Source organism: Streptomyces hebeiensis, from assembly GCF_052983195.1.
On record NZ_CM129812.1, the window covers coordinates 1,160,407 to 1,179,568 of the forward strand.

17 protein-coding genes and 1 pseudogene are annotated in these 19,162 nt (G+C 70.8%); 3 read left to right on the plus strand and 15 right to left on the minus strand.

Translation table 11 applies throughout. The features are described from left to right. Positions 1-4: 4 nt before the first annotated feature. Positions 5-469 carry a DUF948 domain-containing protein gene (locus ACU6P3_RS04935; RefSeq protein WP_447196078.1) on the minus strand — a complete coding sequence of 155 codons (465 nt, stop codon included), beginning with the start codon at positions 467-469 and terminating at the stop codon, positions 5-7. A gap of 264 nt (positions 470-733) precedes the next feature. Continuing rightward, complete coding sequence (gene rpsD, locus ACU6P3_RS04940) at positions 734-1,348, minus strand: 30S ribosomal protein S4 (protein ID WP_030756854.1); 615 nt, start codon at positions 1,346-1,348, stop codon at positions 734-736. A 52-nt stretch (positions 1,349-1,400) separates the two neighbouring features. Between rpsD and ACU6P3_RS04945 the strand changes: the two are divergent. Beyond that, a pseudogene (locus ACU6P3_RS04945) lies at positions 1,401-1,697 on the plus strand (hypothetical protein); the annotation flags it as partial. Between the two features lie 76 nt (positions 1,698-1,773). Here ACU6P3_RS04945 and ACU6P3_RS04950 read toward each other — a convergent pair. The 4 genes from ACU6P3_RS04950 to ACU6P3_RS04965 form a co-directional block, all read right to left on the minus strand. Next, complete coding sequence (locus ACU6P3_RS04950; protein WP_447196079.1) at positions 1,774-3,126, minus strand: replication-associated recombination protein A; 1,353 nt, start codon at positions 3,124-3,126, stop codon at positions 1,774-1,776. 257 nt (positions 3,127-3,383) lie between these two features. After that, positions 3,384-4,019 carry a vitamin K epoxide reductase family protein gene (locus ACU6P3_RS04955; RefSeq protein WP_447196080.1) on the minus strand — a complete coding sequence of 212 codons (636 nt, stop codon included), beginning with the start codon at positions 4,017-4,019 and terminating at the stop codon, positions 3,384-3,386. Positions 4,020-4,230: 211 nt separating this feature from the next. Next, on the minus strand, positions 4,231-5,493 hold the full coding sequence (hisS, locus tag ACU6P3_RS04960; protein WP_447196081.1) for a histidine--tRNA ligase: 1,263 nt from the start codon (positions 5,491-5,493) through the stop codon (positions 4,231-4,233). A 13-nt stretch (positions 5,494-5,506) separates the two neighbouring features. Beyond that, entirely contained in the window at positions 5,507-6,223 is a 717-nt protein-coding gene (locus tag ACU6P3_RS04965; protein ID WP_447196082.1) for an MBL fold metallo-hydrolase, read from the minus strand. 169 nt (positions 6,224-6,392) lie between these two features. Here ACU6P3_RS04965 and ACU6P3_RS04970 point away from each other — a divergent pair, with 169 nt between their 5' ends. Both ACU6P3_RS04970 and ACU6P3_RS04975 read left to right on the plus strand, forming a co-directional pair. Further along, on the plus strand, positions 6,393-7,181 hold the full coding sequence (locus ACU6P3_RS04970; RefSeq protein ID WP_447196083.1) for a peptidylprolyl isomerase: 789 nt from the start codon (positions 6,393-6,395) through the stop codon (positions 7,179-7,181). A 151-nt stretch (positions 7,182-7,332) separates the two neighbouring features. Further along, positions 7,333-8,565: a DUF349 domain-containing protein gene (locus tag ACU6P3_RS04975; protein WP_447196084.1), complete on the plus strand. Its 1,233-nt coding sequence runs from the start codon at positions 7,333-7,335 to the stop codon at positions 8,563-8,565. Positions 8,566-8,623: 58 nt separating this feature from the next. On the opposite strand, the gene ACU6P3_RS04980 is transcribed toward ACU6P3_RS04975, so the two are convergent. The 9 genes from ACU6P3_RS04980 to ACU6P3_RS05020 form a co-directional block, all read right to left on the minus strand. Beyond that, on the minus strand, positions 8,624-11,224 hold the full coding sequence (locus ACU6P3_RS04980; protein ID WP_447196085.1) for a RelA/SpoT family protein: 2,601 nt from the start codon (positions 11,222-11,224) through the stop codon (positions 8,624-8,626). A gap of 197 nt (positions 11,225-11,421) precedes the next feature. Beyond that, the gene (locus tag ACU6P3_RS04985) at positions 11,422-11,967 is read right to left on the minus strand and encodes an adenine phosphoribosyltransferase (RefSeq protein ID WP_030754262.1); all 546 of its coding nucleotides are present in this window, start codon (positions 11,965-11,967) and stop codon (positions 11,422-11,424) included. Next, complete coding sequence (gene secF / locus ACU6P3_RS04990; protein ID WP_447196086.1) at positions 11,964-13,085, minus strand: protein translocase subunit SecF; 1,122 nt, start codon at positions 13,083-13,085, stop codon at positions 11,964-11,966. Before secF ends, ACU6P3_RS04985 begins: the two co-directional genes overlap by 4 nt. Position 13,086: 1 nt before the next feature. Then, entirely contained in the window at positions 13,087-14,898 is a 1,812-nt protein-coding gene (gene secD, locus ACU6P3_RS04995; RefSeq protein WP_447196087.1) for a protein translocase subunit SecD, read from the minus strand. A gap of 144 nt (positions 14,899-15,042) precedes the next feature. Then, complete coding sequence (yajC, locus tag ACU6P3_RS05000; protein WP_447196088.1) at positions 15,043-15,591, minus strand: preprotein translocase subunit YajC; 549 nt, start codon at positions 15,589-15,591, stop codon at positions 15,043-15,045. Between the two features lie 177 nt (positions 15,592-15,768). Next, positions 15,769-16,860 (minus strand): Holliday junction branch migration DNA helicase RuvB, encoded by a 1,092-nt coding sequence (gene ruvB / locus ACU6P3_RS05005; protein ID WP_030754273.1) that lies wholly within the window; start codon positions 16,858-16,860, stop codon positions 15,769-15,771. A gap of 107 nt (positions 16,861-16,967) precedes the next feature. Then, positions 16,968-17,594, minus strand: coding sequence for a Holliday junction branch migration protein RuvA (gene ruvA / locus ACU6P3_RS05010; protein ID WP_447196089.1), 627 nt, complete (start codon positions 17,592-17,594; stop codon positions 16,968-16,970). Next, the gene (ruvC, locus tag ACU6P3_RS05015) at positions 17,591-18,157 is read right to left on the minus strand and encodes a crossover junction endodeoxyribonuclease RuvC (protein WP_447196090.1); all 567 of its coding nucleotides are present in this window, start codon (positions 18,155-18,157) and stop codon (positions 17,591-17,593) included. Before ruvC ends, ruvA begins: the two co-directional genes overlap by 4 nt. Before the next feature lie 209 nt (positions 18,158-18,366). Further along, positions 18,367-19,119, minus strand: a complete 753-nt coding sequence (locus tag ACU6P3_RS05020; RefSeq protein ID WP_030754282.1) for a YebC/PmpR family DNA-binding transcriptional regulator — start codon at positions 19,117-19,119, stop codon at positions 18,367-18,369. Positions 19,120-19,162 lie beyond the last annotated feature (43 nt).

Below are 19,162 nucleotides of genomic sequence, written 5' to 3' on the forward strand. Positions count from 1 at the left end.
TGCGTCAGTCCCTCTTCTTTCCGTTCTTCCCGTTCTTCCCGCGCCTGTCGGAGGGGAGCGTACGGCCGACGACCACCCTGCGGCGGGCCGCCGGACCGTCGGCCGGCTCGCCCGTGGCCGCCGCTCCCCGGCGGTTCATGGCCTGGCGCACGCCGTAGCCGAAGGCCGCGACCTTGACCAGGGGGCCACCGAAGGTGGAGGCCACGGTCGTGGAGAGCGCGGAGGCGTTGGAGGTGACTTCCTGGACGTCCGTCGCGATGGCGTCGACCCGGTCCAGCTGGGTCTGCGCGGAGCGGACCGTCGCCGAGGCGTCCGCCAGCAGGGGCACGGCCTGCTCGGTCACGTCCGCCACGAGTCTGGTGGTCGCCTTGAGCGTCTGTGCCAGCCTCACCAGCACCACGGCCAGGAAGGAGACCAGGATGGCCCAGAACACGGCCACCAGGATCCCGGCAACCTCTCCACCGGTCACACCGCACCGCTCCCTGATTCTTCGGATTGCCGGCACCGTGGCCGACTGTCATCTGGAAGGCGACTGGGAAGTCGTCCTCAGACCCTATCGCGCCCGGGGCCAGGTCCCGTACCGCATTAAGGGGTCCCCGCGGCGGCGGGCCGTGCCCCCGTACGGGGCTCCGCGTACCGTCCGGCGAACGCGGCAGCCCGCCGCTCCCACCTGCGAGGGCGGGCGGCGGCGGGCCGTGGCGCCGCTGGGACGCGGCGCTGGGGTGCGTCCGCGTCAGCGGGCGTAGTACTCGACGACCAGCTGCTCGTCGCAGATGACCGGGATCTCCTTGCGCTGCGGGTCACGGTCCAGGCGGAACGCCAGGGCCTTCAGGTTGACCTGGAGGTAGCGCGGGGTCTCGCCGTCGGTGTCGTAGCCACCCTCACGCGCGACCTGGAAGGGAACCTTCGAGCGGCTGCGCTCGCGGACCATCACGACGTCGTCGGGACGGACCCGGAAGGACGGCTTGTCGACCTTGGAGCCGTTGACCTCGATGTGGCCGTGGACGACCATCTGACGGGCCTGGTAGATGGTGCGGGCGATGCCCGACCGCAGCACCAGGGCGTCGAGGCGGCGCTCCAGCTCGATCACCAGGGCCTCGCCGGTCTTGCCCTCGGCCTTGCGGGCGCGGTCGTACGCGCGGACCATCTGGCGCTCGCTGATGTCGTACTGCGCGCGCAGGCGCTGCTTCTCCAGCAGACGGACCTTGTAGTCACTGTTCTGCTTGCGTCCACGACCGTGCTCACCCGGCGGGTACGGACGGGCCTCGAAGTACTTGACGGCCTTCGGCGTCAGGGCGATACCGAGCGCACGGGACTTCTTGACCTTGGGACGCGACTGGTTAGGCACGTTCTCCAGACCTCCATTGTAGGTTAGGTTAGGCTCACCTTACTCAAAGGAGATCGCATGTCTCGACCCTGGGAACACCACACGCATCACGAACAGCCTCGACGCACAGGGCACCGACTCGACGGAGGTCCGATCAGCTCATGGTCAGCCGCGTCCCAGCGGGCTTGAAACCGCCCGGATGCCGTCAGCAGCCGAGCGCACACGAACTCTCGTACAGGGTACATGCTCGGCGGTGCTGCTCATTCCGGGGCTGGAGGCGGCGGGGCCCTGCCAGCTCATGCCCGATTCACGGCACATCGGACCGGACGGGGAGGTGTGCCTCGTCTTCCCGGCCGGCTCCCCCGCCGTCCCGTACCGGCTTGGGGAAGTCGAAGTGCTGTTCGACGCGGCGGCCCGCTGAGGGACCCCGGGCCCCGCGGAACCGGTCAGCCGCCGCCGCGCAGCCGCTCGCGCACCTTGTCCACGACATCGGCGTAACGCGCCTCCGCGCCGTACCGCGTCGGCTCGTAGTACCGCTTGCCGCGCACCCCGTCGGGCGCGTACTGCTGTGCGGCGATGGCGCCCGGCACGTCGTGCGGATAGACATAGCCCTGGGCGTGCCCCAGCTTGGCCGCGCCCTTGTAGTGCCCGTCCCGCAGATGCGCCGGGACCGCGCCCGCCAGGCCCTTCCTGACGTCGTCGAGAGCCGCCCCGATCGCGGTCGTCGCCGCGTTCGACTTCGGGGCGAGTGCCAGCGCGATCGTCGCGTGGCTGAGCGTGAGCGCCGCCTCCGGGAAGCCGATCATCGCCACGGCCTGGGCGGCGGCCACCGCCAGTGGCAGGGCGGTGGGGTCGGCGAGACCGATGTCCTCGCTCGCCGAGATCATCAGCCGCCTGGCGATGAACCGGGGGTCCTCCCCCGCGTCGATCATGCGCGCCAGGTAGTGCAGCGCGGCGTCGACGTCGGAGCCCCGGATCGACTTGATCAGCGCGCTCGCCACGTCGTAGTGCTGGTCGCCGTCCCGGTCGTAGGCGACCGCCGCGCGGTCGACGGTCTCCTCCACCGTGCCGAGCGAGATCTCATCCTCGCCCTTGTCGAGCGCGGCCCCGGCCGCCGCCTCCAGCGCCGTCAGCGCGCGCCTCGCGTCACCCCCCGCGATCCGCAGCAGATGAGCCTCCGCGTCACCGGACAGTGTCACCGCGCCGCCCAGGCCGCGCTCCTCGGTGAGCGCCCGGTGCAGCAGACCGCGCAGGTCGTCGTCGTCGAGCGGCTCCAGTGTGAGCAGCAGGGAACGGGAGAGCAGCGGGGAGATCACCGAGAAGTACGGATTCTCCGTGGTGGCCGCGACGAGGGTGACCCAGCGGTTCTCCACGGCGGGCAGCAGCGAGTCCTGCTGGGCCTTGCTGAACCGGTGGATCTCGTCCAGGAAGAGAACGGTCTCCTTGCCGTAACCGCCCGAGGCGCGGCGGGCACCGTCGATGACGGTCCGTACCTCCTTGACGCCCGCGGTGATCGCGGACAGCTCCACGAAGCGCTTGTTGGTCGCCCTGGAGACGACGTAGGCGAGAGTCGTCTTGCCGGTGCCAGGCGGCCCCCAGAGGATCACGGACGACGCCCCCGCGGGCCCTCCGTTCCCCTCCCCCACCAGCCGGCGCAGCGGGGACCCCGGCTTCAGCAGATGCCGCTGCCCCACCACCTCGTCCACGACGCGCGGACGCATCCGGACGGCCAGGGGACTGCTGGACGGGTCCTTTTCCTGCCGTTCTTCGGCCGCTGCGGTAAAGAGGTCGGGCTCCACGCGGAAAGCCTATGACACTTCTTTATGGGGCTCGGTTCGCCTCCGGGGCGCTTTATGCCCCTGTCGACGGTCGACCGTGCTCGGCTCCTCGTTCCTCGGAGCCTCCGCCCACGCGGCGGAGCCGCATATCGAGCACAACCTCCCTTCCGACAGCGGCGCGCCCCTTCGGCTCACTCGCCGGCGGACGTGGCTACCCCGGCCGTATCAGGCACCCCGGCGTGCCCCCGCGCCTCCGGGGGGCGAACCCGGTCCTCGGGTCAGCTCGTCCAGAAGTCCCACCAGCGCGTGAGGACCAGCATCCCGATCACCCCGATGTGCACCGCCGGCAGCACCCACGTGAACTCGTCCAGGAACCCCCGCACCGCACCCGGCGCCGCGATCACACCACTACGCACATTGTGCGAGGTCACGTACCAGAACATCAGGATCGTCGCGACCCACGCCAGCGAACACCACAGACACAACGCGTTGATCTCGTACAACGACTGGTACTGCAGCCACGTACAGAACCCCACCCCGAACAGCGTGCCCGCGTTCAGCCCCAGCCAGAACCACCGCCGGTACCGCGCCCCCGCCAGCAGCCCCATCCCCACACAGACCACCACGCCGTACGCCACCAGCCCCAGCATCGGATTCGGAAAACCGAACACCGACGCCTGATCACTCTCCATGACACTGCCGCACGACACCACCGGATTCAGACTGCACCCCGGCGTGAACCCCGGATCCACCAGCAGCTTGAACTTGTCGATCGTGATCACCCACGCGGCCAGCAACCCCGCCGCCCCCGTGACCACCAACAACAGCGCCAACGCCCGGCTCCCACCGACCGTGTGCACGGCACGTGTCTCCTCCTGGTCCGAGGAGATGTCGTCAACCGTCGCACGTGTCATATCGCCGTTCCGTCCATCGCTGGGAGGCCGATAGGGGCACGGCCATTCTGCCGCACACACCCCCATGACCACCGTTCACCGTGCATAAGTGGCCATCGGGCGAGTACGTGGCGGGCGGCGGGCGCGCGGGGCACCGGGCGGGGCGCCCCATGAGTGAGGGCCCGGACGGTCGGCCGACGACCGTCCGGGCCCTCACACGTGGGGGAATCGCTCAGCCGAGCCGGCGGATCAGCTCCGGGACGAGGGCGTCGAGCGCCACCGCCTCCTGCTCGCCGCTCTCCATGTCCTTGAGCTGGGCCACGCCCTCGGCGAGATCACGCTCGCCCGCGACGATCGAGTAGCGCGCGCCCGAGCGGTTGGCGGACTTCATCGCGCCCTTGAGGCCCCGGCCGCCGAAGGCGAAGTCCGTGGCGACTCCCGCCTTGCGCAGTTCGGTGACCACCGCGAACAGCCGCCTGCGCGCCTCCTCGCCGAGCGGCACCGCGTACACGCTGGTGGCGGCCGGGATATCGAGTTCGATGCCCTCGGCCTGGAGCGCCAGGACCGTACGGTCCACTCCGAGCGCCCAGCCGACCGACGGCAGGGCCGGGCCGCCGATCATCTCGGACAGCCCGTCGTAGCGTCCGCCGCCGCCCACCGCGGACTGCGAGCCGAGGCCGTCGTGGACGAATTCGAAGGTCGTGCGCGTGTAGTAGTCGAGTCCGCGCACCAGCTTCTCGTCGTCCTCGAACGCCACCCCGGCGGCGCTCAGCAGTTCCCGCACCTCCTCGTGGTACGCCTTGCACGCGTCGCACAGGTAGTCCCGGAACAGCGGTGCGCCGACGAGCTGCTTCTGGACCTCGGCGCGCTTGTCGTCGAGCACCCGCAGCGGGTTGATCTCGATCCGGCGGCGGGTGTCCTCGTCCAGGTCGAGCCCGCGCAGGAAACCCTGGAGCGCCTCCCGGTAGACCGGCCGGCACTCCTGGTCGCCCAGCGAGTTGAGCAGGATACGGAAGTCCGCCAGGCCGAGCGAGCGGTACGCCTGGTCGGCCAGGATGATCAACTCGGCGTCCAGTGCCGGGTCCTCGGCCCCGATGGCCTCGGCGCCGACCTGGGAGAAGTGGCGGTACCGGCCCTTCTGGGGGCGCTCGTAGCGGTAGTACGAACCCGAGTACCAGAGCTTGACCGGGAGGTTGCCCGCCTTGTGCAGGTTGGCCTCGAGCGCGGCGCGCAGCACGGAGGCGGTGCCCTCGGGGCGCAGTGCCAGCCGGTCGCCGCCCTTGGTCTCGAAGGCGTACATCTCCTTGGAGACGATGTCGGTGGACTCGCCGACGCCCCGGGCGAACAGCTCGACGTTCTCGAAGCCGGGGGTCTCGACGTATCCGTAACCGGAGTTGCGCAGGGGCTCGGAGATCGCGTCCCGGACCGCGAGGTAGGTCGCGGAGACGGGCGGGATCAGGTCGTACGTGCCCTTGGGGGCCTGGAAGGCGCTCATGGAGATCGGTGCTTCACATTCCTCGTCGTGGAGCGGCGCTCGGGCCGCTGCCGGCGGCCACCTCCCGCAGATACGGGTTTGCGGCGCGCTCCCGGCCGATGGTGGTCTGGGGGCCGTGGCCGGAGAGGACCACGGTCGAGTCGTCGAGCGGCAGGCACACCCGGCCCAGTGACTCGAGCAGCTCGGCGTGGTCGCCACCGGGCAGGTCGGTGCGTCCGACGGAGCCGGCGAACAGCAGATCGCCCGAGAAGAGGACCGGCGGGATGTCGGCTCCGCCGGTGGCCTCGGGCAGTCCGAAGGTCACCGACCCCTTGGTATGGCCGGGCGCGTGCGCGACGGTGAACTCCAGCCCCGCGAGGGCGAGTCGGGCGCCGTCGGTCAGCTCCTTGACGTCGTCCGGCTCGCCCACGGTCAGCTCGCCCATCAGCGGCATCCCGATGGAGCGGCCGAGGGCCTTCTCCGGGTCGCTCATCATGTAGCGGTCCTCGGGATGGATCCAGGCCGGTACGTCATGGGCTCCGCACACCGGTACCACCGAGGCGACATGATCGATGTGGCCATGGGTGAGGACGACGGCGACGGGCTTGAGCCGATGCTTCCCGACGGCGTCCGCGACGCCCTGGGCGGCCTGGTGGCCCGGGTCGATGATCACGCACTCCTCACCCGCGGCCCGGGCGACCAGGTAACAATTGGTCCCCCAGGCCCCGGCGGGGAACCCGGCAATGAGCACGATCGTCCTTATGTGTCGTCCGTCGGAGAACGCATCGCCCGTCGGGGGAATGCGGCAGACCAGAGCCTACCGGCGCTCCTCAATCCACAGCGAACCCATATAGCGTACGGGCCAGTCAGGCCGATGGCTCACAGCGACCGATGGCTCACAGCGACGAGGAGAAGACCCGGTGGTCAACAGCGATCAGAGGCGGCGCCAGCTCGCGCGGGAGAAGTTCGAGCGGCAGCAGCGGCGCAGGGCGGAGGCCCGGGGCAAGGCGAAACGGCGCAATGTGATCATCGCGTCCACGCTGGCCGTGGTGGTGGCCGCCGGCGTCGGCGCGTACGCCACCGGTCTGACCGACGGCGCCAAGGAGAAGGACGACAAGGCGGCGGAGGCCGCGGCCCCGCCCTCGCCGTCGGCGAGCGAGAGCACCACCCCGGAGCCGAAGATGGCGATCGACGCCTCGGCGAAGTACACGATGATCCTCAAGACCGATCAGGGCGACATCCCGGTCGCGATGGACGCGAAGAAGACGCCGCACACGGTGAACTCGTTCAAGTCACTCGCGGACAAGGGCTTCTTCGACAAGACGAAGTGCCACCGGCTGACCACGCAGGGTATCCACGTCCTCCAGTGCGGTGACCCGAAGGGCGACGGCACCGGCGGGCCGGGCTACACGATCGAGGACGAGAATCTTCAGAGCCTGGGCAAGCCCGCCGCGGACGGCCTCGTCACGTACAAGGCGGGCACGGTCGCCATGGCGAACACCGGCCAGCCGCACACCGGCGGCAGCCAGTTCTTCCTGGTCTACAAGGACTCCAAACTCCCGCCCGCCTACACCCCGTTCGGGACCATGGACGACGAGGGCCTGAAGGCCGTCGAGACCGTGGCGAAGGCCGGAGTGGAGGGCGGCGGGGGCGACGGCCCGCCCAAGACGGCCGTCACGGTCGAGAAAGCGACGGTCGACAAGGTGTGACCTTGCGAATTTCGGCCGCGCTGAGTGCGGACAGCCGGGCGGCCGGTCGCCTAGATTGGCGTTGTGCGGGGCGGGCGAGGCCCGCCCTTGGAAACTGTGGACGATGCCCGGGGAGCCCATCCCCTCACGGGCATCAGGTGGAGGAGGCGCTGTGAGCAGCGACCCGTGGGGCCGTGTCGACGACACAGGCACCGTGTACGTGCGGACGGCCGAGGGCGAGCAGGTCGTCGGATCGTGGCAGGCCGGCTCTCCGGAAGAGGCTCTGGCCTATTTCGAGCGCAAGTACGAGGGCCTGGTCGTCGAGATCGACCTCCTCGAACGGCGGGTGAGGACCACCGACCTGTCCGCGAAGGATGCGATGGCCGCCATCGACCATCTGCGGACACAGGTCGACGAGCACCACGCCGTGGGAGACCTGGACGCGCTGCGCGCGCGGCTCGACTCCCTGGTGGCGACCGTCGAATCGCGTCGTGAGGAGCGCAAGGCGCAGCGCGCCAAGCAGGCCGACGAGGCGCGCCGGGCCAAGGAGGCGCTGGTCACCGAGGCCGAGGAGCTGGCGCGGAGCGACCAGTGGCGGGCGGCAGGCGAGCGGCTGCGGGCCCTGGTGGACACCTGGAAGGGCCTGCCGAGGCTCGACCGGAAGTCGGACGACGAGCTGTGGCACCGCTTCTCGCACGCCCGCTCGGCGTTCTCGAAGCGGCGCAAGGCGCACTTCGCGGCGCTGGACGCGCAGCGCGAGGAGGCCCGTAAGGCCAAGGAGAAGCTGGTCGCGGAGGCCGAGGCGCTGTCCGGTTCGACGGACTGGGGGGCGACGGCCGCCCGGTACCGCGAGCTGATGGCGGACTGGAAGGCGGCGGGCCGCGCCCAGCGCGAGGCGGAGGACGACCTGTGGAACCGCTTCCGCGGCGCCCAGGACGTCTTCTTCGCGGCGCGCGGCGAGGTCTTCGCCGAGCGGGACGCCGAGCAGGCCGAGAACCTGAAGCTGAAGGAGGAGCTGGCGGTCGAGGCCGAGCGGCTGCTCCCGGTCACGGACCTCAAGGCGGCCAGGGCGGCCTTCCGGTCCCTGAACGAGCGCTGGGAGGCCATCGGGCACGTGCCCCGGGACGCGCGGCCCAAGGTCGAGGGCCGGATGCACGCGGTGGAGCGGGCGCTGCAGGAGTCCGAGGAGAACGAGTGGCGCCGGACGAACCCGGAGGCGCGGGCGCGCGCCGAAGGTCTGACGGGCCAGCTCCAGGCGGCCGTGGACAAGCTGCGCGGCCAGATCGACGCGGCGCGCGCGGCGGGCAACAACGCCAGGGCGGACAAGCTCGCCAAGGAGTTGGAGGGCCGCCAGGCACTGCTGGACCAGGCACTGAAGGGCCTCCAGGAGTTCGGCGGCCAGTGAGGCGCGACGAGAGGGGTTCCCCGTACGTTGAGGTACGGGGAACCCCTCTCGTCGTCCGTTACGGCCTGCGCGCCGAGGTGACCCGGTAGACGTCGTAGACGCCCTCGACGCCCCGTACCGCCTTCAGCACGTGCCCCAGGTGCTTCGGGTCGCCCATCTCGAAGGTGAACCGCGAGGTGGCGACCCGGTCCCGGGAGGTCTGGACGGCCGCGGACAGGATGTTCACGTGCTGGTCGGAGAGCACCCGGGTGACGTCCGACAGCAGCCGGGACCGGTCCAGCGCCTCGACCTGGATGGCGACCAGGAAGACCGACGACTGGGTCGGCGCCCACTCGACCTCCAGGATCCGCTCGGGCTGCTGGGACAGGGAGTCCACGTTGACGCAGTCCGCGCGGTGCACGGAGACGCCGCTGCCCCGGGTGACGAAGCCGATGATGGGGTCGCCCGGGACCGGCGTACAGCAGCGGGCCAGCTTCACCCAGACGTCGTCGACGCCCTTGACGACCACCCCGGGGTCGGCGTTCGAGCGGCGCTTGCTCCGGCCGCGCGAGGGCGGGGCGCTCTCGGCGATGTCCTCGTTGGCGGCCTCCTCGCCGCCGAGCGCCTGCACCAGCTTCTGGACGACGCCCTGGGCGGCCACATGGCCCTCGCCGATGGCCGCGTACAGGGACGAGATGTCGGGATAGCGCATCTCGTGCGCGAGCGTGACGAGCGAGTCCCCGGTGAGGATCCGCTGGATCGGCAGATTCTGCTTGCGCATGGCACGCGCTATGGCGTCCTTGCCCTGTTCGATCGCCTCGTCGCGGCGTTCCTTGGAGAACCAGGCGCGGATCTTGTTCCTGGCCCGGGGCGACTTGACGAAGCCCAGCCAGTCGCGCGAGGGGCCGGCCCCGGACGCCTTGGAGGTGAAGACCTCCACGAGATCGCCGTTGTCGAGCGTCGATTCGAGCGGGACGAGCCGCCCGTTGACGCGCGCTCCTATCGTGCGGTGGCCGACCTCCGTGTGCACGGCGTACGCGAAGTCGACGGGGGTGGCCCCGGCGGGCAGCGCTATCACGTCGCCCTTGGGCGTGAAGACGAAGACCTCGTTGCGGGAGAGGTCGAAGCGCAGCGACTCCAGGAACTCGCCGGGGTCCTCGGTCTCCTTCTGCCAGTCCAGCAGCTGGCGCAGCCACGCCATGTCGTTGACGGTGTCCTGGCCCGCGCCCCTGCCCGCGTGCCGGGGCACGTCGGTGCGGACCTTGGAGGCGCCCGCGACGGCCTCCTGCTTGTACTTCCAGTGCGCGGCGATCCCGTACTCGGCGCGACGGTGCATGTCGAAGGTGCGGATCTGGAGCTCGACCGGCTTGCCGTTGGGCCCGATGACCGTCGTGTGCAGCGACTGGTACATGTTGAACTTGGGCATCGCGATGTAGTCCTTGAACCGTCCGGGGACCGGATTCCACCGGGCGTGGACGGTGCCGAGCGCCGCGTAGCAGTCACGGACGGTGTCGACCAGGACGCGGATGCCCACCAGGTCGTAGATCTCCGCGAAGTCCCGGCCGCGGACGATCATCTTCTGGTAGACGCTGTAATAGTGCTTGGGCCGGCCGGTGACGGTGGCCTTGATGCGGGCGGCGCGCAGGTCCGACTGGACCTCGTCGGTCACTATGGCCAGGTACTCGTCCCGCTTGGGGGCGCGCTCCGCGACGAGCCGGACGATCTCGTCGTACATCTTCGGGTAGAGGATCGCGAACGCGAGGTCCTCCAGTTCCCACTTGATGGTGTTCATGCCCAGCCGGTGGGCCAGCGGAGCGTAGATCTCCAGGGTCTCGCGGGCCTTCTTCTCCTGCTTCTCCCGTTTGAGGTAGCGCATCGTGCGCATGTTGTGCAGACGGTCCGCGAGCTTGATGACCAGGACGCGCGGGTCCTTGGCCATGGCGACGACCATCTTGCGCACGGTCTCGGCCTGCGCGGCCTCGCCGAACTTGACCTTGTCCAGCTTGGTGACGCCGTCCACCAGGAGGGCCACCTGGTCGCCGAAGTCGCGGCGGAGCGTGTCCAGGCCGTACTCGGTGTCCTCGACCGTGTCGTGCAGCAGGCCCGCCATCAGGGTGGCCGGGTCCATGCCCAGCTCGGCGAGGATGGTCGTGACCGCGAGGGGGTGGGTGATGTACGGGTCGCCGCTCTTGCGCTTCTGGCCGCGGTGCCAGCGCTCGGCGACCTGGTAGGCGCGCTCGATCTGGCGCAGGGTCGCGGTCTCGATCTTGGGGTCGTTGCCGCGCACGGTCCGCAGCAGGGGCTCCAGGACCGGGTTGTACGGCGACGAGCGCTGCACCCCGAGCCGGGCGAGGCGGGCCCGTACGCGGTTGGAGGAGCCGCCGGAGCGGGGCGCGGCCGTGGGGCCCGGCTTGGGGGCGGTGACGGGGGTCGCGGGGCGCTCCGGGGCCGGGCGTCGCTCGGCGGGCGCCGAGGCCCGGCGGTCGGGCGGCGCGGGCTTCCCGGCGGGGCTCTGGCCGGGGCGCGCGTCGGAGGTGCCTGCCGGAGCGTGCGCGGTCGTGCGCGCGGCCGTTCCGTCCGCCGGGACGGACGTGTCCCTGGCCGCGGCGGCTGCGGCCCGCGGCTGGTCCTGGCGGGGCTCGGACGGCACGGCGGCCACTGGCTGGACCTCGTCTGGCAAGAGCGCTCCTCGTAGCGGATCCAGGGCCCGGGTCGGGCCCGGGGAACTTCCATGGTACTGACCTCAGGGGTCCGGTTCTCCCGGGGGCGGAATCGGACCGGGGTCCCACAACGCGGGACGGGCACCCGGTTGTTCCCGGGTGCCCGTCCGTCGTGTGCGCGCCGCGCGTATCGACCACGCGTGGCTTCCGCCCGCGCTCAGAGCGTGATCAGGGCCTCCAGCGGCGCCCCGTGCAGGGCGGGCTCCAGCCGCTCCCGGCCCTTCAGGAACGCGAGCTCCATCAGGACGGCGACGCCGACGACGTCGGCGCCCGCCCGCCTGACCAGCTCCAGCGACGCCTCGGCGGTGCCACCGGTGGCGAGCACGTCGTCGATGACGAGGACGCGGTCCCCCGCCTCCAGGTCCTCGGCGTGCACCTCGATCTCGGCGGTGCCGTACTCCAGCTCGTACGCCTGTGCCAGGGTCGCGCCGGGGAGCTTGCCCGCCTTGCGTACGGGGATGAACCCGACGCCCGCGCGGACCGCCACCGGCGCGGCGAGGATGAAGCCGCGCGCCTCCAGGCCGATGATCTTCGTCGCCCCGTGCCGTACGCACGTCTCGGCCAGCGCCTCCGTCAGCGCGGTGAACGCCTTCGGGTCGGCCAGGAGCGGGGTGATGTCCTTGAACACCACTCCGGGCTTGGGGTAGTCGGCCACGTCACGGATGCGGCTGAGCAGCAGCTCCCGCGTGCTCTGGTCGGTCATCGGCGCCCGCCCGTGGACCGGCCGCGTCCACCGCGGCCACGCTGACCCGCCACGGCGGGTGCCGCGTCCTGCGGGTCGTCCTCGCCACTGCCCACGGCCGCACCGGAGGCGCCGGCGTCCGCGCCCGCCTCGGCGGCCTCGCCCTTGGCGGCGGCGGCCTCCCGCTTGGCGAGCACCCGCTTGCGCAGCGCCCGCATCTTCGGGTCGCGCTCCTTGAAGTCGGCGACCAGCGGGGTGGCGATGAAGATCGAGGAGTACGCGCCCGCCGCGAGGCCGACGAAGAGCGACAGCGAGATGTCGTTCAGCATGCCGGCGCCGAGGACGCCACCGCCGATGAACAGCAGTCCCGCCACCGGCAGCAGCGCGACCACGGTGGTGTTGATGGACCGCACCAGCGTGCTGTTGATCGACCGGTTGGCGATCTCGCCATAGGTCCAGCGGGTCTGCTTGGTGATGTCCTTCGTGCCTTCCTTGAGGCTGTCGAAGACCACCACCGTGTCGTACAGGGAGTAACCGAGGATGGTCAGCAGACCGATCACCGTGCCCGGGGTGACCTCGAATCCCACCAGCGCGTACACACCGACGGTGATCGTGAGGTCGTGGATCAGGGCGATCAGGGCCGCGAGGGCCATCCGCCATTCGAAGGCGATCGCGAGGTAGATCACCACCAGGATCATGAAGATCCCGAGGCCCGTCCACGCCTTGTTGGCGATGGTCTCGCCCCAGTTCGGACCGACGAGATCGGCGTTGATCTTCGTCTCGTCGACCTTCAGGTTGTCGGCCAGCTCGCTCTTCACGGCGTTGGCCTGCTGGGTGTCCAGCTCGGTGACCTGGATCCGCAGTCCGCCGCTGCCGAGTTTCTGGACGATCGCGGGGTGCCCCGACGCCTTCTGGGTGATCTCCTGGGCCTGGGTCACCGTGGCACTCGTGCTCGGGGTGGTGAAGACGGCGCCGCCCTGGAACTCGATGCCCAGGTGCAGGCCGCGCACCGCCAGGCCGACGATGGCCGTGATGGTGATCAGGATCGAGATCCCGTACCAGATCTTGCGCTTCCCGACGAAGTCGTAGCCGACTTCGCCGCGGTAGAGCCGGGCGCCGAGTACGCCGAGTCTCGACATCTCACGCCTCCTTCGGGTCGATGGGGGCGCTGATACGGCGGGAGCGGCGCAGCGGCGGCTGGACGCCGAGCCTCTTCGGGTCCAGTCCGGACCAGGAGTGGCCACCGGCGAAGAACTTCTTCCGGGCGAGGAGCGTCATCACCGGCTTGGTGAAGAAGAACACCACGACCACGTCGAGCAGGGTGGTCAGACCGAGGGTGAAGGCGAAGCCCTGGACCTTTCCGACGGTCACCAGGAACAGCACCGCGGCGGCGAGGAACGACACGAAGTCGGAGACCAGGATCGTGCGCCGGGCGCGCGGCCAGGCCCGCTCGACCGCGGGCCGGAGCGTACGGCCCTCCCGGATCTCGTCGCGGATCCGTTCGAAGTAGACGATGAACGAGTCCGCGGTGATACCGATGGCGACGATCGCTCCGCAGACCGCGGGCAGGTTCAGCGCGAACCCGATGGCGGGGCCGAGCAGCGCCATGATCGTGTACGTCAGGATCCCGGAGGCGATGAGGCTGACGATCGCGATCGCGGCGAGGCCCCGGTAGTAGGCCACCAGGTAGACGATCACCAGGGCGAGGCCGATCGCACCGGCGATCAGGCCCGCCTCCAACTGCTCACCGCCCAGCGCGGGCGTGACCGTCGTGACGCTCTGCTCCTGGAAGCTGAGCGGCAGCGCGCCGTAGGAGAGGATGTTCCCCAGGTCCTGGGCGGACTGCTGGTCGAAGCTGCCGGAGATCTCGGCGCTGCCGCCGAGCCGCTGGCTCACCGAGGGCGCCGAGACCACGTTGCCGTCGAGCACGATGGCGAACTGGTTCATGGGCGGCTGCTGCTGCGAGAGCTTGCCGGTGATCGACTGGAACTTCTTCGTGCCGGCCCCGGTGAAGTCCATCGTGACGATCCACATGCCACGCTGCTGGTCGAAGACGCCCTGGGCGTCGTCGACGTCCGTGCCCTCGACCTCGGCGGGACCGAGGATGTACTTCTCCCACTGGCCCTGGGTGTTCTTGCCGCAGGCCACGATCGTGTCCTTGGGCGAGGTCCCCTGGTTGGCCTTGGTACGGGCGGCCTGCGTCGTGCAGTCCAGCTCCTCGAACTTCTTCTGGAGGGCCGCGGTCCCCGGGTCGGCGGACGGCGCCGGGCTCGGCGAGTCCTTCGGGGAGTCCTTGCCGTCGGAACCCTTGTCCGAGCCGCCGGAGTCGGAGGAAGCGCCGGGAGAGGGAGTCTCGTCCGCCGTGAGGGCGCCGGTGACGGCCCGGCCCTGGGCGGTGGCGTCGGCGGAGGGCTTGGCCGGGTCGGACGGCTTGTCGGCCGTCTCCCCGGCCTTGTCGCCCTTGTCCGCCGCGTCACCCTCGCCCGCCGAGGCTCCCGGCGAAGGGCTCCCGGAGGGCTTCGGGGCGGTCGGGGTGCCGGCCTGGTAGGTCAGCACGGGCCGGAAGAACAGCTGGGCGGTCGTACCGACCTGCTCCCGGGCCTGCTTCTCGTTGGTGCCCCGGGGGATGTTGACGATGATGTTCTTCTCGCCCTGGGTCTGGACCTCGGCCTCGGAGACGCCAAGACCGTTGACACGGCGCTCGATGATGCTGACCGCCGTGTCCATGTTGGTCTTGTTGATGGCGTTCGGCTTGCCCGGCGTGTTCTTCGCCTCGAGCGTGATGCTCGTGCCGCCGGCCAGGTCGATCCCCAGCCGCGGAGTGACATGACCGGACCAGAACATCCCGCCGGTGAGGGCGACCATGGCGATCAGGAAGAACACCAGGGTGCGCCCCGGCCTCCCTGGCGAGCCCGCCGGCTTTCTGCCCTTGCCCTTGTTAGGTGCTGCCACCTTCTCGATTCTCCCTGTCCAACCGCCCCGGTCCGGGTGTGTGCCGGAGCGGCCACGAAGTGTAGTGGGGGCCTGCCCCCGCAGGATTCCGCCCGGTCCGTGGGCGGCGGTGGCCGCCCGGCCGGCCGGCCGCCGTGGACGTGGCTACTTCGCGTCGGTGTCGCCGTCGCCCTTGCCGTCCTTGGGCTCGGGCTTCGCGTCCTTCACGTCCCGGGCCGCGTCGCCGTCGGCCTCGGCGCCCTTCACCAGGTCGATCTTGGTGCCGTCCGTCGTGTCCTCGGCGCCCTTGGCGTCCTTCTCCGGCTTCTCGGCGGCCTCGGCCGCGGTGTCGCCCGAGGCAGTGGCGTCGGCGTCGGTCAGCGAGGAGGCGTCGTCCGGGACGACGACGGAGGTGTCGTCACCGATCGGGTCGTCGCCGTGCACGATGCGGTTGTACTCGTCGTCCTCCAGCACCGCCCCGATCGCGTTCTTCGCGTAAATGGCGTGCACGCCGGGAGCGACCTCGAGCAGGACGGTGTCGTGGCGCACCTCCTTGACCGTGGCGTACATGCCCCCGATGGTGCGGACACCGGAACCGGACTGCATCTGGTCACGCATCGCAACAGCTTGCTGCTGCTTCTTCTTGGCGGACCGGGTCATCAGGAGCATCGCTCCGATGAGCAGGATGAAGGGGAAGAGGGCAGCGAGACTCACGGGAGGGTACTTCCTTCGCACGACCGCGCTGTCGAGCGGCCTGGTCTACGGGGGGTGGGCACGCCGACCATGAAGGGCGGCATCGGCGGAGTCTAAGCGAGTCCGCATCGTTGGAACAACGCCCGGCGAGGCGTCGGGGTTCCTGACCCGGGGCGCCCGCGTCGCGGCTCGCGCCCCTCACGCTCCGAACAGGCCCTGTTGCCCGCCCGCGCCGGGCGTCTGCGGCGGGGGTACGAGCCCGAGGTGGGACCAGGCCGCGGGCGTGGCGATCCGGCCGCGCGGCGTGCGCGCCAGCAGTCCCTCCCGTACGAGAAAGGGCTCCGCGACCTCCTCCACCGTCTCCCGCTCCTCCCCCACGGCCACCGCCAGGGTGGACAGCCCCACCGGCCCCCCGGCGAAGAGCTTGAGCAGGGCGTGCAGCACCGCCCGGTCGAGCCGGTCCAGACCGCGCGAGTCGACCTCGTACACCTTCAGGGCCATGGCCGCCACCTCACGGGTGATGCGGCCGTCGGCCTTGACCTGGGCGTAGTCACGGACCCGGCGCAGCAGCCGGTTGGCGATGCGGGGCGTACCCCGGGAGCGGCCGGCGATCTCGGCCGCCCCTTCGGCGTCGATCTCCAGCTCCAGCAGGCGCGCCGAGCGGTGCAGCACGCGCTCCAGTTCGGCGCTCTCGTAGAACTCCATGTGGCCGGTGAAGCCGAAGCGGTCACGCAGCGGGGGCGGCAGCAGTCCGGCCCTGGTCGTTGCCCCGACCAGGGTGAACGGCGGCAGCTCCAGCGGGATGGCGGTGGCGCCGGGTCCCTTGCCGACGATGACGTCGACCCGGAAGTCCTCCATCGCCATGTAGAGCATCTCCTCCGCCGGGCGGGACATCCGGTGGATCTCGTCCAGGAAGAGGACTTCACCCTCCTGGAGGGAGGAGAGGATCGCTGCGAGGTCCCCGGCGTGCTGGATGGCGGGGCCCGAGGTGATCCGGATCGGCGCGTTCATCTCCGCCGCGATGATCATGGACAGCGTGGTCTTGCCGAGGCCCGGTGCCCCGGAGAGCAGGACGTGGTCGGCGGTGGCGCCCCGGGCCCGGGCCGCCTTCAGGACCAGGTCGAGCTGCTCGCGCACCCGCTCCTGGCCCACGAACTCGCCCAGCGACGTGGGCCGCAGCGCCGCCTCGACCGCCTGGTCCTCGCCGTCGGCGGACGCGCCGACGAGCCGTTCGGCCGCATCCGCCCTCGGCGGGGTCGGGGTCTCGCTGCTGGTGTCGTCCGGGTTCACGCGGTTTCACCTCGGGGAGTCGGGCGCGTCGGGGCGCCCGGGAAGTACGGCACGGCGCGGGGCCCGGTCCATGCGCCCCCGTGTGGCGGGAGCGGACCGGACGGGGCTCACCGCGTTCTGTTCAGGCTCTGGAGAGCGGCGCGCAGCAGCTGCGGCACGGGCGGCTGCCCGCCGTCGGCGAGGGCGGCCTCGGCCTGCGGGGTGACCTGGGCGACGGCCTCGTCCGCGTCCCGGGCCGAGTAGCCGAGGCCGATGAGGGCGGAGTGCAACTGCTCGGCCCAGGAGGCGGGGGCGGCGGCGACCGCCCCCGGCCGCGCCCCGCCCGTGCCGACCGGCTCGCCGAGCCGGTCCTTCAGCTCCAGCAGGAGCTTCTGGGCGCCCTTCTTGCCGATGCCGGGGACGGCGGTCAGCGCCTTCTCGTCGCCGGTGGAGACCGCGCGGCGCAGGGCGTCGGGAGTGTGCACGGCGAGCATGGCCTGGGCAAGCCGGGGTCCGACGCCGCTGGCGGTCTGCAGCAGTTCGAAGACCTGCCGCTCGTCGTCGTCCGCGAAGCCGTACAGCGTCAGGGAATCCTCGCGGACCACCAGGGACGTGGCGAGCCGCGCTTCCTGGCCGATCCGCAGCTCGGCCAGCGTGGCGGGAGTGCACTGGACGGCCATGCCGACGCCGCCGACCTCGACGACCGCCGTGGTCGGGGCGAGGGCTGCGACCGGGCCGCTGACGAAGGCGATCATCGCGTGACCTTCCGTACGGGGGAGGACGGGGGCGAGGCGGGAAGGCGGGCGGGGCGGGCCGCGGACTGTGCCTGCCGCAGGCGGTTCAGGGCGGGCGCGCGCCAGATGTGACAGATGGCGAGCGCGAGGGCGTCCGCGGCGTCGGCCGGTTTGGGCGGCGCGGCCAGCCGGAGCAGCCTGGTCACCATCGCGCCGACCTGTGCCTTGTCCGCCCGGCCACTGCCGGTGACAGCGGCCTTGACCTCACTGGGGGTGTGCAGGGCGACGGGGATGCCGCGCCGGGAGGCGCAGAGCACGGCGACCGCGCTGGCCTGCGCGGTGCCCATGACCGTACGGACATTGTGCTGGGCGAACACCCGCTCCACCGCGACGAGTTCGGGCCGGTGCTCGTCCAGCCAGTCCGTTATGCCCTGCTCGATGGCGACCAGCCGGTCGCCGATCTCCGCGTCCGAGGGCGTACGGACCACGCCGACGCCGAGCATCGTCAACGGGCGGCCCGCCGTGCCCTCCACGACGCCCACACCGCACCGGGTCAGCCCGGGGTCGACTCCCAGCACCCGCATCGCACCCCCACTCTTTCGATCACTCGTTCCACCCTCGAGTGAAAACCCTGATCAGCACAGTAGCGGTCGCCACTGACAACGGGCGGGCCGACATGGTCGGGGCGGTGCGGGACGGCGACCGGGCGCCCAACCGGCCGACGGGCGACCGGACCCGTCGGCCCGTCAGGTGCGGGCGGTCAGGTGAGGCGGGTCGGGTGAAGCCGCGTCAGTCAGGCGTCGACCTTCTCCATCACGTCGTCCGAGACGTCGAAGTTGGCGAAGACGTTCTGCACGTCGTCGCTGTCCTCCAGGGCGTCGATCAGCTTGAAGATCTTGCGGGCGCCCTCCTCGTCCAGCTCGACCTGCATGGTCGGCACGAAGTTGGCGTCGGCCGAGTCGTAGTCGATGCCGGCCTCCTGGAGCGCGGTACGGACCGCGACCAGGTCGGTGGCCTCACTGAGCACCTCGAAGGTGTCGCCGAGGTCGTTGACCTCCTCGGCGCCCGCGTCCAGCACCGCGCCCAGCACGTCGTCCTCGCTCAGCCCGCCCTTGGGGACGATCACGACGCCCTTGCGGTTGAAGAGGTAGGAGACGGAGCCCGGGTCGGCCATCGAGCCGCCGTTACGGGTCATCGCGACGCGGACGTCGGAGGCCGCCCGGTTGCGGTTGTCGGTGAGGCACTCGATGAGCACCGCCACCCCGTTCGGTCCGTAGCCCTCGTACATGATCGTCTCGTAGTCGGCGCCACCGGCCTCCAGGCCGGCGCCGCGCTTGACCGCCGAGTCGATGTTCTTGTTGGGCACCGAGCTCTTCTTCGCCTTCTGGATGGCGTCGAAGAGGGTCGGGTTGCCGTCGGGGTCGGCGCCGCCGGTGCGCGACGCGACCTCGATGTTCTTGATCAGCTTCGCGAAGAGCTTGCCGCGCTTGGCATCGATCACGGCCTTCTTGTGCTTCGTCGTAGCCCATTTAGAGTGGCCGGACATCTGCCTGTCTCCTTCGCGTAACCGGTTCTGCTCCTTCGGCAGC